The following is a 20,990-nucleotide window of genomic DNA, read 5'->3' as shown; positions in this document are numbered from 1 at the left end:
ATTTGAGGGGAATTGAGAGGAGTTAAGGCCATGAGACAGATTAAATCGACTTTAATGGCGGGGACGGCGATTGCATTGTTTGCAACGGCGGCGCCGGGGGCGGCGGTCGCGCAAGGGGGAGAAAATGCTGCGCCGCTCGATACGATCGTAGTGACGGCGCGTAAACGCGAAGAAAACATTCAAAAGACGCCAATCGCGCTCACTGCGTTCTCGCAAGCGACTCTGGAAGACCGGCAAATCTTCAACGTCAATGAGATCGCGCAATATGTGCCGAACCTGCAGGCGTCTTACGCCGCCGGCGGGTCGACGGCGGGCTCGAGTTTCTCCATTCGCGGCATCGGACAGGCGGATTTTATCACCACGACGGATCCGGGCGTCGGCACGTATCTCGATGGGGTTTATCTGGCGCGCGTGATGGGGGCGGCGCTTGAACTGGCCGATATTGAACGCATCGAGGTCTTGCGCGGGCCGCAGGGAACGCTGTTCGGACGCAACACCATTGGCGGCGCGGTGAGCGTCGTGACGGCGAAACCGTCCGGCGAATTCGGCCTCAAGGGCGAGCTGACAGCGGGCAATCATGGGCGGTTTCAGGGGCGGGCGATCCTGGATGCGCCGCTTGTCGAGGATGTGCTGGCGGCGAAGATCGCCGTCTATGGCAAGACCAGCAACGGTTATGGCGAGGATGTCGAACCCCTTGGCGGCGCCGGTCATCTCGGCGCCGACGATGACATCGCCGGCCGCATTCAACTCCGCTTTACGCCCCGCGACGGGGTTGAGTTCAACCTTTCCGGCGATTATTCGCGCCGGCGCGGAACGCAAGCGCCGCAAGGTCGCGTCTTTTACGATCCCACGACCGCGGTTGGCATGTTGTTTGACGATGGCGGCGCCAATGACGTTATCGGCGTCAATGGCGATGTGAACAGCGACGATCTCAATATGATCGCCGTCGACACGCCGATGATCGACGATCTCGATGTTTATGGCGTGTCGCTGACGTCCGACTTCGATCTCGGTGCGGCGGCGCTCAAACTGGTCACCTCTTATCGCGGTCTCGACAGTCAGAGCGGACAGGACTTCGATGGCGGGAACGACCCCATCCTCAACCAGTTCATTGACAGCGAACAATGGCAGTTCAGCCAGGAAATGCAGCTCACCGGCGCCGCCCTTGACGGCGATCTCGAGTGGCTTCTCGGCGGTTACTTCTTCACCGAAGACGGCCGCTTCGATACGGATGCGACCATCACGGGCACGCAGGTGCTGGTGCTCACAAACAACAAGACAGACTCCTATGCCGGCTTTGCGCAAGGAACGTATCATCTGACGGATCGTTTCGCGGTCACGGGCGGTCTGCGCTATACGTCGGAAACCAAGAAAATCGATATCGACACGACGTTTGGCGGCTTCCCGCTGGTCACGGACGGGATCGACCAGAAGACTTTCGACGCCCTGACGGCGAAGGGCAGCCTTGAGTTTCAGGCGACGGACGATCTGTTGCTTTACGCGTCGATTTCGCAAGGCTTCCGCAGCGGCGGTTATAATGGCCGCCCGTTCTCGCCCACCGACCTTGCCCCCTTCGACGCCGAACGTTCGCTTTCCTATGAGGGCGGCGTCAAATCCGACCTCGCCGACGGCCGGCTGCGCCTCAACCTCGCGGGGTTCTTCAACAAATATGACGATGTCCAACTGACGGCGACAACGATGGACAGCATGGGTAATTTCATCGTCATCACCGACAATGCCGGGAAGATCAATCTCTACGGTTTTGAGGCGGAAATGCAGGCCGCGCCGACGGATGCGCTGCGCCTCTTCGCCCAGCTCGGCTATACGGATACGGACAACCTGAAGCCTAAAACCGGCTTTATCATCGGCGCCAATACGCTGCCCCTGGCTTCGGAATGGACCGCGGGCGGCGGGCTGGAATATACGGTTCCGCTCGGCGGCGCCTATGAAGCGACATTCGGCGCGGACGCCTCTTACCGGAGCAGTTTTTATCCGCAGTTCAACAATTCGCCGATTGCGCAGGAAGACGGCTATACGCTGTTCAATGCGCGGCTGGCGCTCCGGCCGACCGGCGGGAACTGGTCGCTGACCTTCTGGGGCAAAAATCTGACGGATGAGGTTTATCGCTCCTTCGGGCAGGACGGCCAGGGCGGCGGCACGCCGGCGGTTGTCGCTATCTTCGCCCCGACGCGCGAATATGGCGTGACGCTGGGCTTTGATTTCTAGAGACTGACGGCTTGTTGCAGCGGCTTTGCATCGCAGACATGAGAAGGAAGACGACATGGCTATTGTTCACTTGGTGACGCCGATTATCACCGAAGGGATTCGCTGTCTTGATGATGTGAAGCCGCTCGAGAAGTTCGGGATTGAAATTCGCCATTCCATTCTGGACGCCGGCCCGGCCTCAATCGAATGCGAATACGATGAAGCGCTCGCCGTGCCGGACACAATCAACAAATGCATAGAGGCCGAAAAGGGCGGGGCCGATGCGATCGTTATCGATTGCATGGGCGATCCCGGCGTGCGTCCCTCGCGCGAGGTCGTGTCGATTCCCGTTCTCGGCCCGATGGAGACCAGCATGCGCCTTGCGGCGACGCTTGGGTCGCGCATGGCGGTCGTCACCGTCGTCGACGGCGTCGTGCCGATGATTGAAAATCTGGCGCGGATTTACGGCGTTACGGAACGGTTCGCCCCGGTTCAGGTGATCGATTTGCCGGTGCTCGAAATCGAAAAGGACCTCGAACGCACGAAAGCGCTGTTGTGCGAGGCGTCGCAACAGGCTGTCGAGAAAGACCGCGCTGACGTCATTATTTTCGGTTGTACCGGATTTCTCGGCTGCACTGACGCCATCCAGAAACATCTCGCGGAACGTGACCTCAGCGTGCCGGTGCTCGATCCGGTGCCGGTGACGATGATGCATGCGGCGGCGATCGCCAATCTCGGCCTATCGCACAGCAAGCGCTGCTACGCGCCGCCGAGGCCGAAAGAGATAAAAGGATATCCGGTCGGTTCTGTCGCCTGACCATCATGAGAGTTTGTCCGGCGGCAGGGCTACAGGAAGGCGTTTTGCCCCTACGGGCGATTCAACAGCCGAAAATTCACTGATTATAATAAATGGTGGTCAATCAAGGTTGATAGCCGGGAAGCGGCGTCCTCCGCGCTTTTTGCGCTGGCGGTGACGGCGGTAATGATCGCTTCGATCAGCGCCATCGCAGGCACGCCGGATCCGGAATGGAGGTCGCGGCGCGGCGGCGCGAAAAGGACCGCGTCGCTATTATGGGCCAGCGGCCCTGACAGCGAACTTGTGATTGCGATGATATGGCAACCGGTCTCTTTCGCCGTGGTGACGAAATCGATCGTCAGGCTTGAGAAGCGCGGAAAGGCGATGGCGATCATGAGATCTTTATCGGTTATTTGGAGCGCGCGCCTTGCGGCGCCTTCAACGCCGCTCTGATCGCCAAACTCCTGGGCGTCGATTCCCAAGCCGAGCAAATTAAAAGCGAGATACCCGGCAAGATAAGCGCTGCTGCCATTGCCGAGCACGAAAACGCGCCTCGCTGATAAAATGCGCGCCACCGTGTCTTCGAATGCGGCGGCGTCAATGCCGTCGGACAAGCCGTCAATTAAACGGCTGTCTTCTTTCAGCGAGATATTTAATATCTCTGTGCTGCCTCCCTGACGAACCATGCCTTTCAGGAGCGTCAGCGATGTTTTTTCCGAGATCTCGTCACGAAGCGTGCGGCGGTATTCATGGTAGCCGTCATAGCCGAGATTGCGCGCATATCTGTTTATCGTCGTATTGGAAACGCCGCAGGCGCCGGCGAGTTCGCCGATGCTGAGCATGGCGGCCTCCCGGTAATTGGCTAGCGTGTAATCCGCGATCTTGCGTTCAAGATCTGATAACGCATTCAAATGGTTCGCGATGGCTTCCCTAACATTCGCCTTGTCCGGGCTTTTTTGAATCGGTTTGGGCATGAGTGCTGCTCTTTTGTATCTCGCCTGAGGCTGGAAAATTATTATCCGATTTTGGCTATTCTTCCAAATATGCATTTGCCGGAAGAGCTGGGCAGTTTCGGGTCTGATTTATTTTTATATTAATAACAATAGATTGCAAAATAATAGCGACTGACGTCTTTGTCGCGCTTGACGGAAAATTTTTTCTACATATCGTCGCGCAACCGTAAAAGAGCAGGGGGGAGTATGTCAAAAACGGGTCTTGGGCGTCTTTTAAGGTCAGTGATCGGGCTCTCATTGGCGTCCTGTTGCGTGTCGGCCGGTGTTGCGGCGGCGGATCGTGATCCGCTTTCAAGCGACCGCGACCTTCTCGCCCCCTGGCACGGCGTTTGGCGCGGGGTGCTGGAGGACGCGCCCGTGCCGCTCGACCCGTCGCCGAATGTGCAGTTTACGGTTGATCCGGGAGCAGATGATAGGGACGGGTGCCTGGTTTGGCGCTCCGAATATATTCTGAACGGCGTCATCGAGAATGTGAAGGATTACGAGCTTTGCCGCGAAAGCGATCATTTTTTTCGGCTTGAGGAGGGCGGGGGCGTATTTCTCAATATTTCGGTTTTTGGCGATGACATGTATTCGGCGTTCGCCCTGACCGACGCCGAAATCGCTCTTTTTACGCATACTCATCGGGAGGGCGACGTCATCGTTCAGGATATTTACTCGACGAAAGGGGCGGACGAACCGGTTTCCGGATTGTCAGCTTTTATCGGCGTTAAGCGCCAGCGCCTCATTCTGAAGCGGGATGGCGAGTTTTAGACCTCGCATTCTTGGCGAAAATAATTTTCAATCGACACTGGCGAGGCCGCGAATTCACGGCGTGCAGGCCAGGCCGGCGCGGTGAGGACATTTATTTCTGCTATACAAGAATTTTTCTATTCTGTCTTATGAAGGGCCGCTTCTCCCTGTTTTCTTATGACTTAACATACTGAAAAAGCACTAAAAAAATTATTTCCGTGTTGATAGATTGACGGAAATAAATTTCTACTGCTAAACATTCAACCGAGATTACGGCATTCGATTATGAGGGGCAGACGACATGAAGCGGCGGAAATTTATTTCTCAGAATGGGTTCGCGCTGATGACGACAAGTGCGGCGGCGATTATGGCGGCATGGTCAGGCGCGGCGCTCGCACAGGATGAGCCGGACGATCAGATCGTTGTTACGGGGTCAAGGATTTCGACGCTCGCTATTGACGCGCCGGCGCCGGTGGCGGTGTTCGATACAGAGCTTCTTGTGCAGAATACAGGCAGCATTTCGGTTGGCGATGAACTCGCCGACCTCCCGCAATTTTCCGCCACGGGGAATCAGGCCGCGTCCGCCGGCATCGAGTCGAACAGTCAGGTCGGGTTGAACCTGCTTGATCTGCGCGGGTTGGGGCCTTCGCGCACGCTGGTGCTCGTTAATGGCCGCCGTCATGTTTCTTCCAGTCAGGAGACGGCGCAACCGGACACAAATACGATACCCGCTGGTTTGCTTGAACGTGTTGAAGTGCTGACTGGCGGCGCATCGGCTGTTTACGGCGCCGATGCGGTGGCGGGCGTTGTCAATTTCGTGCTGGACGATGATTTTGAAGGCGTAAAAGGCGTGGTGCGCGGCGGCGTCAGCGATGAAAAAGACGCAGAGAGCTTTACCGCCAATCTGACGCTAGGCAAGAACTTCGCCGACGGGCGCGGCAATATTGCCGCGGACCTTGAATATTCGCGCAACGCCTCGCTCTACTATACGGACCGGGCTTTCTCTGCGGTGCAGACAAGCTTTGCTCCGGATTTTTCGGCCAATCCTCCTTATACCTATCGCCTGGTTGAGGATCTGCGTTTGCTTTCCACATCGACGGGCGGCACGCTTATCGACGCCATGCAGGATGTATATCGCTTTGCGCCGGATGGCAGTCTCAATCCGGCGGATTTCGGGAAGGGCAGCCTGATTCCCTTCGGCCCTATCATTTCCGAGGGCGGCGACGGGCTCAATTCTGTTGAGGATCAAACACTGCTGCCGAGCCTTGAGCGGATGGGGCTCAATCTTCTCGCGCATTATGAGCTTACCGATAAGGCGCGGCTGTTTTTTGAAGGCAAGGTCGTCAACATCGAGTCTTCTGCAACGTCCCAGCCAGTTAATGCAGGCTTTGTCGTTTCTGTCGACAATCCCTATCTGACGCAGCAGGCGCGCGATCTGTTGACTGGGTCAATCCTGCCGATGGGGACGGACAGTTTCTCAATATCGCGAATGAACCGCGATTTCGGCACGCCGCAGGTGAATAATGAACGTTTGACCATGCGGGGGCTCGTCGGCGTCGAAGGGGAGTTCGCCGACCGGTTCAACTATGAGTTCTCATACGGCTACGGCCGGACGGAAACCGATTCGGTTTTCACCAACAATGTCGTCCTTGCGCGTCTGCAATATGCTGCTGATGCCGTGGTCGATGGCGCCGGCGTGCTTGGCTCTCCTGGCGCCATCGTGTGTAACGCGACGCTTATGGCGGGCTCGACGTCTACCGGCGATGCGGCGATCGACGAGTGCCAGCCCGCCAATATTTTTGGCGAAGGCGCTGTCAGCGACGCGGCGCGCGATTACGTTACGTTTACTTCCCGAGCCGACGGGCTGCTGACCCAGCATGTCTTGGGCGGTTACGTATCAGGCGATACGGCGGGTCTGATCGATTTGCCGGGCGGGCCTATTCAAATGGTTGTCGGCGGCGAGTTCCGCCGCGAGGAAACCAGCTTCAATCCGGATCCGAGGGATTTGGCCGGCGGCACGTCGCGTGCGGGGATCCAGCCGGTCAATGGATCGTTCAATGTTGTTGAGGGATATGCCGAGGCTTCTGCTCCGCTGCTTGCCGATCAGCCGCTGGCGGAGCTTCTGGAGATCAATGGCGCGGTGCGCGTCGCCCATTATAATCTCGAAGGCGTCGGCGCGAATATTTCATGGGGCGTGGGCGGCGTCTATTCGCCGGTTCCCGATATTCGTTTCCGCGGCGCCTATCAGCGGGCGGTGCGCGCGCCGAATCTGGCCGAACTTTATGCGCCGATTACGCCGGTCCAGTTCAGCGTGTTCGATCCCTGCGATGCGTCGGCGATCAATGACGGTCCGGCACAGCGCGCTGCGAACTGCGCCGCCCTTGGCGCGCCTGCCGGTTTTACAGCCTCCACCATTGGCGGCCTGGTGCCGGGCACGACTGGCGGCAATCCGAATCTCGATGTGGAGCATGGAACGACATGGACGGTCGGGGCGGTGTTTACGCCTTCCATTGCGCCGGGTTTTGTTCTTTCGGTCGACTATTACGACATCAAGCTCGATGACGCGATCGCCACCACAAACGCAAGCACGATCCTGCGCCTTTGCGTCGACTCCGCATCCGTCAACAATGCTTTTTGCGATCTCGTCACGCGCGACGCCGCCAGCTTCGATGTCACTTTCATCACGGAGGGGGCGACCAATATCAACAGCCTGACCGCGCGCGGAATCGATTTCGATGCGCGGTACGGCTTTGCCTTGCCGGTGGGCGAATTGAACCTGAGGGCCGTGGCGAGCTATGTGCTGGAGCGCAACAATTTTCTCGACCCGTTCGCTCCCTCAGTGGCGACAGAGATTCTGCGCGATGTGGGAACGCCGAAAACACGCGTTAATTTGAGCACAAGTTATGATGTGAACAAATTTCGCTTCAGCTACAATATGCGCTATTTTTCTGGCGCGATCCGCAGCTTCGCGGGCGGCCGGTTGCAGGAGGGCGCCTTGCCGCCGGACATCCTTTATACAGGCGGGACCTTTATTCACGATATTTCCGCGCGTTATGAAGCCAGCGAACAGGCGACGGTCTTTTTCGGGGTCGACAACCTGTTTGAGGCGGATTTGCCGCCCGGCGTTTACGGCGCAGGCTTCGGCGGCGCGAACTATGACGCTATCGGGAGGTATTTCTATGGCGGCGTCAGTTTTGCGTTCTGAGGCGAGGGACGAACCGGCGGCGAGACATCGCCGTTGGACGCTATAAGCGAAGAGGCATGGCGAACATGTTCCGGATATTCTGGTTTGCCCTAATCCTGATGGCGCCGCTGTCCGGAAGCGGACATGCCGAGGGGAAGGACGGCCCGGCTGCTCAGGCGCCCGGGCCCGTCCGCATTCTGTTTATTGGCAACAGCCTCACTCATTTCAATGATTTGCCGACCGTGCTTGAGCAGGTCGCCAATCATGATGGAGCCATTCGCGCGCAAACAGCGATGATTGCGCGCGATGGAGCAACCCTGGAACAGCACTGGCGGGAAGGTAAGGCGGGGAAGGCGATCGGGGAGGCGCGGTGGGACTATGTCGTCCTTCAGGAGCAAAGCCAGCTTGGCGCGCGCATCGTCGACGGCGTGCGGAAAATGAACGCGCCGGACGCCTTTTACGAAACTGCGCGCGCTTTCGACCGCGAAATCCACGAATCGGGCGCGCAGACCGTGTTCTTGCTGACATGGTCTCACAAAGACAAGCCGGAAGAACAGGCGTTGCTGGACGAAGCCTATGAGACCATTGCAGACGAGCTTGACGCCGTGCTTGCGCCCGCCGGCGCCGCGTGGCGGCTTATGCGCGAAAGCGAATCCGGCATAGAGCTTTATTACGATAATGTTCATCCGAATTTTAACGGCGCTTATCTTTCGGCATTGGTGACAGGCATGACTCTCATTCCGGACTTTCCGAAAGACGGCGGCGGTGTTTTGACATTTGTCATAGCAGCGGAAGAACCGCCCGCTTCCGTCTTCGAGACGGTGGAAATCGCGCCGGACACGGCTGAACAGCTTCAGGAAGCGGCCCAAACAGTAATGCAGAACCGGCCATAGGCGTATTGCCAGCCGGTTAAGATGAACCAGGAGCGAATAGCAGAAATGGCGAAGAGCATGATAGACGGGCGCGGCGTCGCCGTCGCGATATGCGCGACCTTTGTTCTCCTTGTTCCCGGCGCCGCCATGTCCCAGCAGGAGCCCTGCAGCCTTGCCGTTACCGGGGTGACGATCATTGACGGCAATGGCGGCCGCGCGCTCAGGAACGGCGCCGTCAAGATTGGCGGCGAGCGCATTCTGGAGATCGGGAAGACGGGCGATCTTGACGTCCGAGCATGCGCCGAAAAAATCAATGGGCGCGGGAAATATCTGACGCCCGGCTTTGTCGACACGAATGTGCATGTGAGCATGCTCAGCCGCCAGATCGACTATGCTCGTTATTTTGACCGGTTGAAGGAGATCGCGATCGAAGGCGCGCAGATCCACCTGAAATACGGCGTAACGACGATTCGCGACAGCTATGGCGTGCTAGAACCTTTGCGCGAGGCTCGCGACGCCATTAAGAGCGGTGAGGCGGTTGGCGCAGATATTGTTTTCGCCGGCAATATTGTCGGCTGGGGCGGGCATTTTTCGGAGACCTTCCGCAGCCGGAAGCCGGAATCCTATTTTGAAGAATGGGTCAACGATCAGATCACCCATGGAACGGGCCACGATCTCGGATGGAAATCGCCTGAGGAGCTGCGCCAGGCGATGAACGACTATATGGATCTCGGCGTTAACTTTGTGAAGGTCGGTCTTTCCGACCATGACCACAATATGCCGCGCCTTACTTTCTCATTGCGTCAGCTCGAGGCGATTGTCGAAACCGTGCATGCGCGCGGCCTGCCGGTCGAAGTGCACGCCACCAGCCCTGAAAGCATGATGATGGCGATGCAGGCGGGCGTGGATCTTATTCAGCACCCCGAAGTCATGGGCGTTCCGATTACCGATGAAGTTCTCCAGGAGCTGGACAAGGGCGAAACCATTTGTTCGCTTCACGGGAACAACTATACAGGCAAAGCATGGGAAATGGTGAAGTCTGAAACCCCGGAAAAAGGGGATGACGACGAAAAAGGCAAGGCGGAAAAAAAGAAAAAAGCAGACCCTTATTCTCGCGATGCGGTTTTGCGCGACTGGCCGGTTCCTGAACCGACAACCGCCGCCAGGCAAAAAGAACTTAAAGAAAAGAATCCCTTCACGATCAGGGAGAACGCGGAAAAGATCGTGGAGACGAACTGCATCATTACGACAGCAACCGACAATGCGCCCGGCATGTCGCCGGAATTTTCCCGCACGCCCAATAAATGGCGGGCCCGCCAGCTGGGGCTGGGGACAATCGCGTCAATCGAAGCATTAGTGGAGCTCGGTTTGACGCCGGACCAGGCGATCGTCGCGGCGACAAAGAATGGGGCGATTGCTTTACGCCGGATTGACGAACTCGGCACTATTGAGGCCGGAAAGCAGGCCGATATGGTTATGTTCGATAAAAACCCGCTGAAAGACATCTCGAACATTCGCAGGGTTAACGCCGTGATCAAAAAGGGCAAGATCGTAGATAGGGAAGCTTTGCCTGATAATCCTGTTTATTTTGGCCCTAAAAACTAGCGGCTTCGTTCGGCGCATCAAGCGCAGCCAACCTCCCGAACAAAAGTAGTGAAATCTGTGAGCCGCGCTTGCATTTGAATGCGAGAAGGCGGGGAGGGTCGTAAAGTCAAACTGAATCTTAGCTTTCAGCTTGCTCTAGATAATTGTAGATTGTGTGTCTGGTCGTTCCGAGCCGTTTGGCCACGAGCTCGACTGAGCCGCGAATGAGAAACAAGCCGCGGGTTTTCATTTTCACGACGGCCGACATTTTCTCGTCCTTGGTCATTCGTTTCGGCGATGAGCTGTATTCGGACAAGGAGGTGTCTATGATCTCGTTGATCAACTCCTCCATAGTCAGTTCGCTGTCGTCATGCCCGTTTCTTGAGACTTCGTCCGGGGCGGTTTCCGATGACGTGAGGGGGAGCATAGACTCTTCGAATTGACGAAAGGTTTTGCGAAGTTTGTCCCGGTCGACATTGATGCAAAACGCCGTCGCCGGCTTGCCGTCTGCGTCGTTGACGATGACAGACGTCGAATAGAGCCTGCGGCCGTCGCGCGTTCCTGTCTGGTAGTCCTTGATGGTGGTTATGCCATAAGGAGTGGCCGGCACTTCGCTCGATACGAAAGTCTCAAATCCCTTGTCGTTGGACAAAACCGTAAGGATGGATTGCCCCTCCTTTCGGCCGCTGACGTCGCCATTGACGATGTTGTTGATGGAGTTTTCCGGGCGAAGCAGGTCATGCACGACAAGTTCCGTATGGGAATTCACCACATCGGCCAGGGCGTCGGCGATGCCCGCCATGATGTCGACAAGCTGGCGGTCTTCGCCGCCTCCAACCGTTTTTTGCGGGCTTTTGGCGGGCGGGTTTTCGGCTTTCGCCTTTTGCCGTTTTGGCGCTTTGTTGCTGCTCACAGACAGGGGCCCCGTTTCGTCATCTTGACACATTATACAAAATGTTGTCAGTCTTCACAAATTGTAGATGCCCGCCCGGTCAAAATCGGCAGACTAACTCCATAACACTGAGTTTATTGAGTATTCTGCGCAAAGCCAAGGCGGCGTAAATGTAGGAGGGGCTCAGTGAAAGGCACCAAGCTAGCATTTCTCTGCTCGACCGTTTTGGCGAGCGCGCCGGCCGCGGCGATGGCGCAAGGCGGCGATACGATTGTCGTGACGGCGCAAAAACGCGAACAGCGGCTTTTGGATGTTCCGATTCCGGTGACGGCGGTTTCCGCTGAAGATTTGGCGGAACAAAACCTGGTCCAGCTCAAGGATGTTTATAACCGAATTCCGGGCTTCCAGTATGGCGGTCCGCGCGCGGCGGACCTGTCGCTTCGCGGCATCACGACCGGCGGGCAGACGAATCCGACGCTGGCGATCCTTATTGACGACATTCCCTTTGGCGGCACGACGAATGCGTCGCAGCCGGTGATCCCCGATTTCGACCCCGGCACGATTGAGCGCATCGAAGTCCTGCGCGGACCGCAGGGCACGCTTTACGGCGCAGCCAGCCTTGGCGGTCTTATCAAATATGTGACCCGCACGCCGAGCACGAGCGAATTCTATGGGCGCATGGAAGTCGGCGCCAATAAGGTCAAGGACGGCGAAATGGGCTATTCCGCCCGCGGCTCCGTCAATGTGCCGCTGCTTGAGGATTTTGCAGCGCTTTCCGTCAGCGGTTTTTACCGGGCGGATCCTGCTTATCTTGACAATATTCGCCCCGGTTTCGAGGAAGAAGACGTCAATGAGCGCGAGTCTTGGGGCGGGCGCGCTTCCTTGCTGCTGACGCCGACCGACAATCTGAAGATCACCCTGTCCGCCTTGCGTCAGGAAGTTTCGACGGATTTCAGCGATCTCAGCTATTCAAGCGGCGCGATTGAACTTCAGGATATCGCCGATTACTCGCCGGCTTTTACTGACAGGACGACAATCGATACGCTTCCTTCGGTTGGCGATCAGACTTTTGCGCTTTATTCCGGCCGCATCGATCTCGATCTCGAATGGGCGGAGCTGACGTCCATCACGTCATGGGGCAAGGTCGATAATCTTCTCTCCAATGATGTGACGTCGGTTTTCAGTTTCCTTGGCGGCGCCTATTCGGCCCCGTCCGACTTCGCCGTGACAATCGCCAATGGCGGCAGCTCCGATAAATGGACGCAGGAATTGCGTCTTGGGGGGCAGAGCGAAAAATTCGACTGGCTGGTTGGGTTCTTCTATCAGGACGAAAACGCCACGCTGGAGCAGACGCTTTTCCTTCTTGACGGCTCAGGCAGTCTGCTGGCGACGCCTTATATCGGCGCGGGTCCGCAAAGCTATAAGGAATACGCCGGCTTTGCGTCCGTGACGTATCATGCAACGGATAAGCTCGACATTCAGGTTGGCGGACGGTTCGCCAAGAACAAGCAGTCCTATGATGAAAACACGATCATCGACGGGCCGGCGCAAATGTTCTTCGGGCCGAGCACGTCCGTAACGACGCCGTCCAAGGATGACGCCTTCACCTGGATGGTGTCGCCGAGCTATCATTTTACGCCTGACATCATGGGTTACGCCCGCATCGCCAGCGGCTATCGCCCGGGCGGTCCGAATACGGCGGTTGCGCCGCAATCGTCTTTCGGGTCCGATTCTGTCATCAACTATGAACTTGGCCTTAAAGGTGAGGTGGTTCCCGGTCAGTTGACGGTCGACATGTCGGTCTTCCAGATCAACTGGACGGATATCCAGCTGCAAAATACGAACTCCGCCAACCAGTTTACCTATTTGACGAATGGCGGAGAGGCGCGCAGCCGGGGCGTGGAATTCGCCAGCGTGTGGACGCCGTTTGACGGTTTCGAGCTTTCCGGCAATTTCACCTATACGGACGCCGAGCTGACCGAAGACCTTCCGACGTTTGCCGGAGTCGACACGCTTGCTGGTTTTGACGGCGACCGTCTTCCGTTTTCATCGAAATGGGCGGGAACGGTCTCGGCGCGGAAATCTGTCGAGCTTACGCCTGATGTGTTAGGGTATGTTGGATTGAGTTATACCTATGTAGGCGATCGGAGAAGCGCCTTTCAGAATACGGCGGCCAATCCGGGCACTTACCGCTTTGACCTGCCGTCCTATAATCTGTTGGACCTGCAGGCAGGCCTGGAGTTCAATGAGGTCTGGAACTTCAACCTATATGTCCGCAATCTGACGAATGAAGAAGGCGTGATCGCGGCCACGACCCGAAACGGCACCAATACGCCTCGGGCCGTGTTCACACAGCCGCGCACGATCGGTTTCACACTGTCTCGTGAATTCTAAGTAGCCCTCTGGTGAGCCGGCGTTTCCTAACGGGGCGTCGGCTCACCTTTTTTCGGGATTCACAATTCACGGAACGCATTCCACTTATGGTTTATCGTTTTGTTTCGATGTTGCTCGTTGCGGTCTTTGCGTTCGCGACGAGCGTTCAGGCTGGCGACGCGGCGCCGCGCGTTTTTGCAAGCGACCAGGAGGCGGTGATCGAAGGCGCGCAGGTCGCCTATCGGGTCGAAATGCGGGAATTCAAAATTGAAGACGGCGCCGGGCGCGACGCGCTGAGCCTGTTTTCAACGTCTTATGTACGCACGGATGTGGAGGACAGCGCCGACCGCCCGGTCATGTTCGTCTTTAACGGCGGCCCTATTGCGGCGGCGTTCGGGCTTCATATGGAATGGGGCCCGAAACAGCCTTCCGACAGCGCACGGGCCCGGTTTGAAGAGGGCGGCGAGCGCGCATTTGCCTTTGTCGATAATGACAAGAGCCTGCTGGATGTCGCCGATCTTGTTTTCTTCGACCCGGCGGAAACCGGGTTCAGCCGGGTCGCGCGCGAGGAAAGCCTTGATTATTTTTACTCCGTCGATGGCGATGCTGAGACGCTTGTTCAACTGATCGAAGCGTGGACGCGGCTTCATAATCGCGAGCGTTCGCCGTTGTTTCTGCTGGGGGAGAGTTATGGTTCAATACGGCAGGTGGTGGCCGGCGCTAAGTTGCGTGAAAAAAGCGTGCGTCTCAACGGCCATATCATCTTCGGCGATTCCATTTTTTTGATGGAAACCTCGCGAAGGTCGCACAATATTATCAGCAAGGCCGTAAGCCTTCCGGTTCTTGCGCTGGCGGCGGCGTATCACGGCAAGGCCGAAACCCACAGCCAAGATGTCTGGGATTACCTTGACGAGGTCTATGATTTTGCGATGGGCGATTATCTGCTCGCGCTCGCGAAGGGGCATTCCGCGCCAGAAGAAGACAGGAAGAAAATCGCCAGGCGCCTGGAGCGTTATACAGGCGTCTCCGCCGGGTATTTTCTCGACAATGACCTGGCGATCGCCAAGCATGTCTTCAACAAAACGCTCATTCCCGGAAAAAAATTGAACGCGAATGACGTGCGGGTTGTGGAAACGCCTGTCGAGGGGCAGGACCATTTGCGCGCCGACGTCTACGCTTTTGAAGAACTGGCGTTGCAGCGCTATATGCGCGAAGTTTTGGGCGTCCGCCTGGATAAGACGGAGTATCGATTATTCGCGCCCGACTCCTTCAGCAAATGGGAATGGGGGCAAGGATGCAGCGATTTTCTTGTGCCCGCTGGCCTGTGCAACGAGGAATGGGGCAAGCGCACGCCTTTCGTCGATTATGACTGGCCTGACCAGTTAAGGGCGGCGTTTTCAGACCCCGCTCTCCAGGTCATGATCGTGTCTGGCGTTTATGACGGTCTCTCCAGCGCAGGCACGCATCGTTACCTGAAAGCGCAGCTTGGTTTTCCGGAGGATCGTTTTGACCTCTACGAATATGAAGCCGGACACGCGGCGGCGGCGGACAGAAATGTGCGTCCGAAGATAAAAGAAGATATTCGTGCGTTTTTGGATCGCGCGCTTGAAGCGCAATAAAACGCAGATGCAAGAACCGGCGGAGCTTTTGCTGCGTCTTTAGGCGGCCGTGACGGAAGGAGTATTCCAGCATGCAAGGACGGGGTTTTAAAGGGGCGCGGGTTTTCCTTGTGCTCATCCTGGCCATCGGCGCCTGTAGCGGAACGGCGTTCGCCGCTGAGGTTAAAAACTTCACCGTTATCGCCGCAGGAGAAAAGGTTGGATCGCTGAGCGCGACAATAGACGGGAACGTCACGGAAATTGACTATATTGTGCGCAACAATGGCCGCGGCCCGAAAATTAGCGAGCGCATCGTCACGGACAAGAAAGGCCGCGTCCTTGATTGGTCGATAGAAGGCGAAGCGCTTTTCGGCGGCGAAATCACTGAGACCTATGCGTGGGAAAATGGCCGCGCGCAGTGGCGGAGCGAAGCCGACAGCGGCGTCACGGATGCCGAAGTACCCGGCATCTATATCGCGAATGACGCAAGTCCGTGGGAAAACGGGGTCTACGCCAAGGCTCTGGTGAAGGCGGGACTTGATGAAGCGCCGGTTTTGCCGGGCGGCGCCATTCGCCTTCAGCGGCTGGGCGAGGACCGGTTGGGTGAAGGCCGGGATTCTCTTCCCGTCGTGATTTACGCCATCAGCAGCCTCGATCTGCACCCCAATTTTTTCATGCTGGATCGTGACGGGGATTTTGCGGCGGAAATATCCGGCGGCGCTATTGCGATCCGCGAAGGATATGAAGATGAAGCGCCGCGTCTGGCGGAATTGGCGAGGAAGCTGAACAGGGACGTCGTCGAAGGTCTCGAAGAACAGCTCGCTCACAAATACGATGCGCCTGTCCATTATCAGAACGTCCGGATTTTCGATCCGAAAAACGGCGTGACGACTGCGCCTGCGCAAGTCACGGTGTTTCAGGGCAGGATCGCTGCGATCGACTATGACAATCCGGCGGCTGCGCCGCGTGACGGCGAAGTTGTGATCGACGGCGAGGGCGGCGTTCTGGTTCCCGGCCTGCATGACATGCATACGCATTCGACCATTTGGTCGGGGCTTTATTATCTTGCGGCGGGCGTGACGTCCACGCGCGACCAGGGCAATAATCCGCAAGACATCATCAAGCTGGCCGCCGATATAAACGCCGGCGTTTTGCCCGGCCCGCGCATCGTCCGGAACGGGTTTATCGAGGGGCGCAGCCCGTATTCTTCACGCACCGCTTTTATCGCCGACACGCTCGATCAGGCGCTTTCCTATGTGCGCTGGTATGCCGATCACGGTTTTTTCCAGATCAAGCTCTACAACTCCGCCAAGCCGGAATGGGTCAAGCCGCTGGCTGCGGAGGCGCACCGGCTTGGCCTGAAAGTCAGCGGCCATGTTCCGGCCTTCATGTCCCCCGATGACGCTATTCGCGCCGGCTATGACGACATCGCGCATATGAACCAGCTTGTCCTCGGCTGGCTCTTGGAAGAAGGGGAAGACACGCGAACGACGCTCAGGCTGACGGCGTTGACCCGCGCCGCCTATTTGGACCTCGACGAAGAGAAGGTGCGGGACACGATTGCGTTGATGAAAGAACACAATGTGGCTCTCGACACCACTAACGTCATCATCGAGCGCATCATGTTAAGCCGCGCCGGCGAAGTGGCGGACGGGGACAAGCCTTATCTTTCACATGCGCCCATTGGCTATCAACGATATCGAAAGCGCAGCTATGTGTCGCTTGAGGATCCCGAAACCGATCGCGAATATCGCGACTCCATGAAAAAGATGATCAAACTGACGGGAATCTTGCACCGCAACGGCGTGACATTGCTTCCCGGCACTGACGACACCACCGGTTTTACCGTTCACCGGGAGCTGGAGCTTTATGCGAAGGCGGGGATTCCCAATGCGGAGGTGCTGCGTATCGCGACTCTTGGCAGCGAAGCCTATCTGAACAACGATCAGGACGCCGGTTCAATCGAGACCGGCAAAGTGGCGGATTTTTTTCTCATCCCTCATGATCCTGTGAAAGACATCAGCAATGTGCGCGATGTCCGCCTCGTCTCCCGCGGAGACCGAATTTATTATCCGAGTGAGATATACGACGCGCTTTCTTTCAGACCGTTCGCGAAGCCGCCGGAAGTTGAGGTTCGCTGAATGTATCTCATCGATAGTAAATTCGTTTACGAAAACCTTGCTTACAAAGACTGCATGGAAGCGGTGCGTGAAGCGATGATCGCCTTTTCCGCGGGCAGAACGCGCCAGCATTTGCGCTCGATTCTGGATCTGGGCGACGGGGCTTTGTTCGGCATTATGCCGGGCGGCATGGATGAGGCCGGCGTTTTCGGCGCTAAGCTGGTCAGCGTGTTTCCGGGTAATTTCGAACTTGGCAAGTCGTCGCATCAGGGCGTTGTGGTCCTCTTTGAATCAGAGGGCGGGGCGCCCGTCTGCGTCGTCGATGCGGGGGCCGTCACGGCGATCAGGACCGCCGCCGCCAGCGCGGCGGCGACGGATGTGCTGGCGCGGCCCGAGGCCTCGACGCTGGCGCTGATGGGATATGGCGAACAGGCTTATACGCACGCGCGGGCAATGTGCGAAGTGCGCGATCTGAAGGAAGTGCGGATATGGGGGCGCTCGGCGGACCGCGCGGCTGCGCTTGCCAGACGGCTCGAGGCGGAGTTGAACCTCAAAGCTCATGCGGTTTCCAGCGCCGAGGCCGCAGCCGCCGGCGCCGACATCATCTGTACGGTGACTTCCGCGCAGGATCCGGTCCTGGAGCGGCGTTGGGTGAGCCCCGGAACCCATGTCAACGCGGTCGGCTCAAGCTTCGCCGGCCCGGCGGAAATCGACAATGAGCTGGTGAAGGACGCCAGATTCATCGCCGATTCACGCGAAGGCGTGGCGTCTCAGGGCGGCGAGTTTTTGCGGGCGAAAGCGGCCGGTTTGGTCGATGATTCCCATATCGCCGCTGAAATCGGCGATGTATTTTCGGGCGAAGCGGAAGGCCGTCGTTCTGCGGAGGAAATAACGGTCTATAAGTCTCTCGGCCATATCGTGCAGGATCTCATCGCGGCCGCGCTGTTGATGAAGTCAATGGACAAGGCTGGAACTGATGAGAAACGCGCTGTCGCCGGCACTGTCTAGGTTATTTCGCGGCGGCGCCAATTTTCGGGTTTTGATGTGACATTTGACATAGAGATCAACAAAAACGTCAGCGCCGTCGGCGAAACTTACGCCAGCGTCATGCGCAAGATGCTCAAAAAAATGGCGAGCGACGAAAAAGCCATTTCGTTGTTGAGCAGTTCCGTCGCCGAGCCCCGCGATCTCTTGAAGAAGCTTGTTTCGCGGTGCTTCGAGGATGCCATCACAACGCGCTATCAGAGCGTTATGACAGGCAATAATCCGTATCTGGAGCAAGCGCTTGCGAAGCGTTATGGCGTCTCGGAGCGAAATATTCTTTGCAATGCGGGCGTTACGAGCGGTCTTGCCTTTCTTTACCAGACGCTGGTCAGCCCGGGGGGGACAGTTCTGGCCGAGCGGCCTGGCTTTGATATTTTTTGGGATTTCGCGCGGGCGCAGGGCGTTCAAGTCGACTATTTCTCGCGCAAGGCGCCGGCTTTCGAAATCGACGTGGAAGCGGTGCTGTCCGCGATTACGCCCAAGACGCGGCTGATCGTGCTTTCGAACCTGCATAATCCAAGCGGGAAATTGGTTTCGGAAGAAATCCTGTTGCGTCTTGCGGAAGGCGCGAAAGAGCGCGGCGTGATTGTTGTGGTTGACGAAGTCTATCGCGACTACGCCGGCGTTCCCGACAATGCCACATGGTCGCCTGGCAAAACGCCGAATGTCATCCGGCTCGGCAGCCTGACGAAAATATACGGGCTTAGCGGGCTGCGTTGCGGCTGGATTATCGCTGACGACGCTGTCATGGACGCAATTGTTCCCGTTTTTATGAAACTTGATTTTAACGCCTCGAAGCTTGGGCACGCCGTGGCTGCGGCTTTGCTGGAAGAGCCGTCGGAATTCGATGCGTTTGTAGACGATGAGATCAGCCGTTCCCGGCCTGGCGCTCTTGAAGAGTTGGCCCGGCTGAAAGCAGATGGAATCATCGATCTCGAAACGCCGGACTATGGCTGTATATGTTTTCCCAAGATTATCGGCGTGGAAGACACCAGAGCGCTCGCGCAATGGCTCGTTGAAAAGCATAACGTCTATACGGTCGCTGGCGAGTTTTTCGGCGCGCCGGGCTATTTGCGGCTTGGCTTCGCCATCGACCCCGAAAAACTGAAATCAGGAATGCAAAGACTGACCGAAGGCGTTGAGGTGTTTCGCCAAAAGGGCGTCGCCGCCGGTTAACCCTATTTACACGGCTTGCGGGGCGGGGCGCGGCGTTTTCACGCCGCCTATGGCCGGAAGCGTGATCAGGTAAGCGAAGGAAGCAATGGAGACACATAACGCCGGCTTGAAAAAAGGCGTCAGCCTTTTGGATATCGTTTCTATCGGGCTGGGAACGGCGGTGGGCGTGTCGATTTTTTCGGTGGTCGCGCCGACAGCCGCTCTGGCAGGGCCGGGCATGATGATCGCCATGGCGGCGTCGACCGGGCCGATGATCGTTGTCGCCATTGTCTATGCTTTCCTGGGCTCGGCGGCGCCGGTGTCCGGCGCTTCTTATGAATGGTCACGGCGGTTTATCCACCCCTTTGTCGGGTTTTTCATCAGCTGGCTGCGCATTGCGGGCAGTACGGCGGCGATGGTCGTCCTGACAATGGTGCTCGTTTCCTATCTCGCCATGGTCTTTCCCGTTCCGCTCAAGCCCGCCATGTTTGTGATTTTCACGATTGTGTTCATCGCAAACCTGCTGGGCGTTTCCGTTGCGGCGAAGGGGCAAAGCGCGATGCTGATCGTATTGCTGCTGACCTGTGCGGTTTTTGTGGTGATTTGCGCGCCCGACGTTGATTTCGACAATTACACGCCGGTGCTGAGCAAGGGATGGCCGGGCGTTATCGCCGCTTTGCCGCTAATGATTACGCTGTTTCTCGGCATTGAATCCGCAACCGAAGTCGGCGGCGAAATCCGCAATCCGGGCCGTAATATTCCTTTGGGCATTTTGATCTGCGTCGTCCTGACTGCGATTGTCTATTTCGCCGTTGCGGCGACTGCGCTTGGCGTGCTTGGTGAGGAGCGCCTGGCCGCATCCTCTGCGCCTTTGCTCGACGCCGCCGTTGCGGCGGCCGGCGGCATTGGGAAACCGCTTATTATCGCCAGCGCTTTTGTTGCGATCGGCAGTTCGATAAACGCCACCTTCATGGTGTTTACGCGTTTTCTTTACGCCATGGGCAGGACAGGCGTTTTGCCGAGAGCCTTTGGCTCCGTTCACAAGCGGTTTCACACGCCCCATGTCGGATGTTTCGTAGCCTACGCCATGTGCTGTGCGGGGCTGTTGTTGCCGTCGAACCTGGTTTTCCTGTTCCTTGCTGTGAATATACCGACTTTGTTGAAATATGGGGCGACGTCGCTTGCGGCGATCTTCATGTTGAAAAAAGAGCCGGCGCTTTATGAACAGGCTTCGTTTCGCCCGGGGCGAAAGTTGATTGTCGCTCTGGCGATAATCGGCATCATATCTGCCTTTGGCATAATCTGGATGGGTCTGTCGGCGGACTGGCGCCCCTATACGGTGATTGCCGGATGGGCGGTCCTGGGCGTCGTTTATTATGTCGTCCGAAAAAGAAAACGCGAAACGAAACCCGCATGAGCGCC

14 protein-coding genes are annotated in these 20,990 nt (G+C 57.3%); 12 read left to right on the top strand and 2 right to left on the bottom strand.

The features are described from left to right. The first annotated feature begins 30 nt into the window (after nucleotides 1-30). The gene (locus CW354_RS16620; protein ID WP_104831217.1) at nucleotides 31-2,226 is read left to right on the top strand and encodes a TonB-dependent receptor; all 2,196 of its coding nucleotides are present in this window, start codon (nucleotides 31-33) and stop codon (nucleotides 2,224-2,226) included. A 55-nt stretch (nucleotides 2,227-2,281) separates the two neighbouring features. Further along, a complete protein-coding gene (locus CW354_RS16615; RefSeq protein WP_104831216.1) occupies nucleotides 2,282-3,022 on the top strand; it encodes an aspartate/glutamate racemase family protein in 741 nt (246 codons plus the stop codon). 83 nt (nucleotides 3,023-3,105) lie between these two features. Here the strand turns inward: CW354_RS16615 and CW354_RS16610 are convergent, their stop codons facing one another. After that, nucleotides 3,106-3,975, bottom strand: coding sequence for a MurR/RpiR family transcriptional regulator (locus tag CW354_RS16610; protein WP_165793787.1), 870 nt, complete (start codon nucleotides 3,973-3,975; stop codon nucleotides 3,106-3,108). Between the two features lie 225 nt (nucleotides 3,976-4,200). Here CW354_RS16610 and CW354_RS16605 point away from each other — a divergent pair, with 225 nt between their 5' ends. The 4 genes from CW354_RS16605 (at nucleotide 4,201) to CW354_RS16590 (ending at nucleotide 10,407) form a co-directional block, all read left to right on the top strand. Next, nucleotides 4,201-4,767, top strand: a complete 567-nt coding sequence (locus tag CW354_RS16605; RefSeq protein WP_133162349.1) for a hypothetical protein — start codon at nucleotides 4,201-4,203, stop codon at nucleotides 4,765-4,767. A gap of 322 nt (nucleotides 4,768-5,089) precedes the next feature. Next, nucleotides 5,090-7,951 (top strand): TonB-dependent receptor domain-containing protein, encoded by a 2,862-nt coding sequence (locus CW354_RS16600; protein WP_165793786.1) that lies wholly within the window; start codon nucleotides 5,090-5,092, stop codon nucleotides 7,949-7,951. A 56-nt stretch (nucleotides 7,952-8,007) separates the two neighbouring features. Next, nucleotides 8,008-8,823 (top strand): SGNH/GDSL hydrolase family protein, encoded by an 816-nt coding sequence (locus tag CW354_RS16595; protein WP_104831212.1) that lies wholly within the window; start codon nucleotides 8,008-8,010, stop codon nucleotides 8,821-8,823. A 45-nt stretch (nucleotides 8,824-8,868) separates the two neighbouring features. Further along, nucleotides 8,869-10,407: an amidohydrolase family protein gene (locus CW354_RS16590; RefSeq protein WP_165793785.1), complete on the top strand. Its 1,539-nt coding sequence runs from the start codon at nucleotides 8,869-8,871 to the stop codon at nucleotides 10,405-10,407. Nucleotides 10,408-10,525: 118 nt separating this feature from the next. Here CW354_RS16590 and CW354_RS16585 read toward each other — a convergent pair whose 3' ends face one another. Then, nucleotides 10,526-11,299, bottom strand: coding sequence for a helix-turn-helix transcriptional regulator (locus CW354_RS16585; RefSeq protein ID WP_165793784.1), 774 nt, complete (start codon nucleotides 11,297-11,299; stop codon nucleotides 10,526-10,528). Between the two features lie 165 nt (nucleotides 11,300-11,464). Between CW354_RS16585 and CW354_RS16580 the strand changes: the two genes are divergently transcribed. The 6 genes from CW354_RS16580 to CW354_RS16555 all read left to right on the top strand — a co-directional run bounded on the left by CW354_RS16580 (nucleotide 11,465) and on the right by CW354_RS16555 (nucleotide 20,985). After that, complete coding sequence (locus CW354_RS16580) at nucleotides 11,465-13,672, top strand: TonB-dependent receptor (RefSeq protein ID WP_207764868.1); 2,208 nt, start codon at nucleotides 11,465-11,467, stop codon at nucleotides 13,670-13,672. Nucleotides 13,673-13,758: 86 nt separating this feature from the next. Beyond that, nucleotides 13,759-15,270, top strand: a complete 1,512-nt coding sequence (locus CW354_RS16575; protein ID WP_104831209.1) for a S10 family serine carboxypeptidase-like protein — start codon at nucleotides 13,759-13,761, stop codon at nucleotides 15,268-15,270. Between the two features lie 71 nt (nucleotides 15,271-15,341). After that, a complete protein-coding gene (locus CW354_RS16570; protein WP_104831208.1) occupies nucleotides 15,342-17,390 on the top strand; it encodes an amidohydrolase family protein in 2,049 nt (682 codons plus the stop codon). After that, entirely contained in the window at nucleotides 17,391-18,377 is a 987-nt protein-coding gene (locus CW354_RS16565; RefSeq protein ID WP_104831207.1) for an ornithine cyclodeaminase family protein, read from the top strand. Nucleotides 18,378-18,413: 36 nt separating this feature from the next. Continuing rightward, nucleotides 18,414-19,589, top strand: a complete 1,176-nt coding sequence (locus tag CW354_RS16560; protein ID WP_104831206.1) for a pyridoxal phosphate-dependent aminotransferase — start codon at nucleotides 18,414-18,416, stop codon at nucleotides 19,587-19,589. Nucleotides 19,590-19,674: 85 nt separating this feature from the next. Continuing rightward, nucleotides 19,675-20,985 carry an APC family permease gene (locus CW354_RS16555; protein WP_104831205.1) on the top strand — a complete coding sequence of 437 codons (1,311 nt, stop codon included), beginning with the start codon at nucleotides 19,675-19,677 and terminating at the stop codon, nucleotides 20,983-20,985. The last annotated feature ends 5 nt before the right edge of the window (nucleotides 20,986-20,990 follow it).

It is taken from the genome of Hyphococcus luteus, from assembly GCF_002943565.1.
In the GTDB taxonomy this organism is placed as follows: domain Bacteria; phylum Pseudomonadota; class Alphaproteobacteria; order Caulobacterales; family Parvularculaceae; genus Hyphococcus; species Hyphococcus luteus.
Note: the sequence above shows the minus strand (reverse complement) of the source record. Positions and strands in the feature narration are given on the sequence as shown.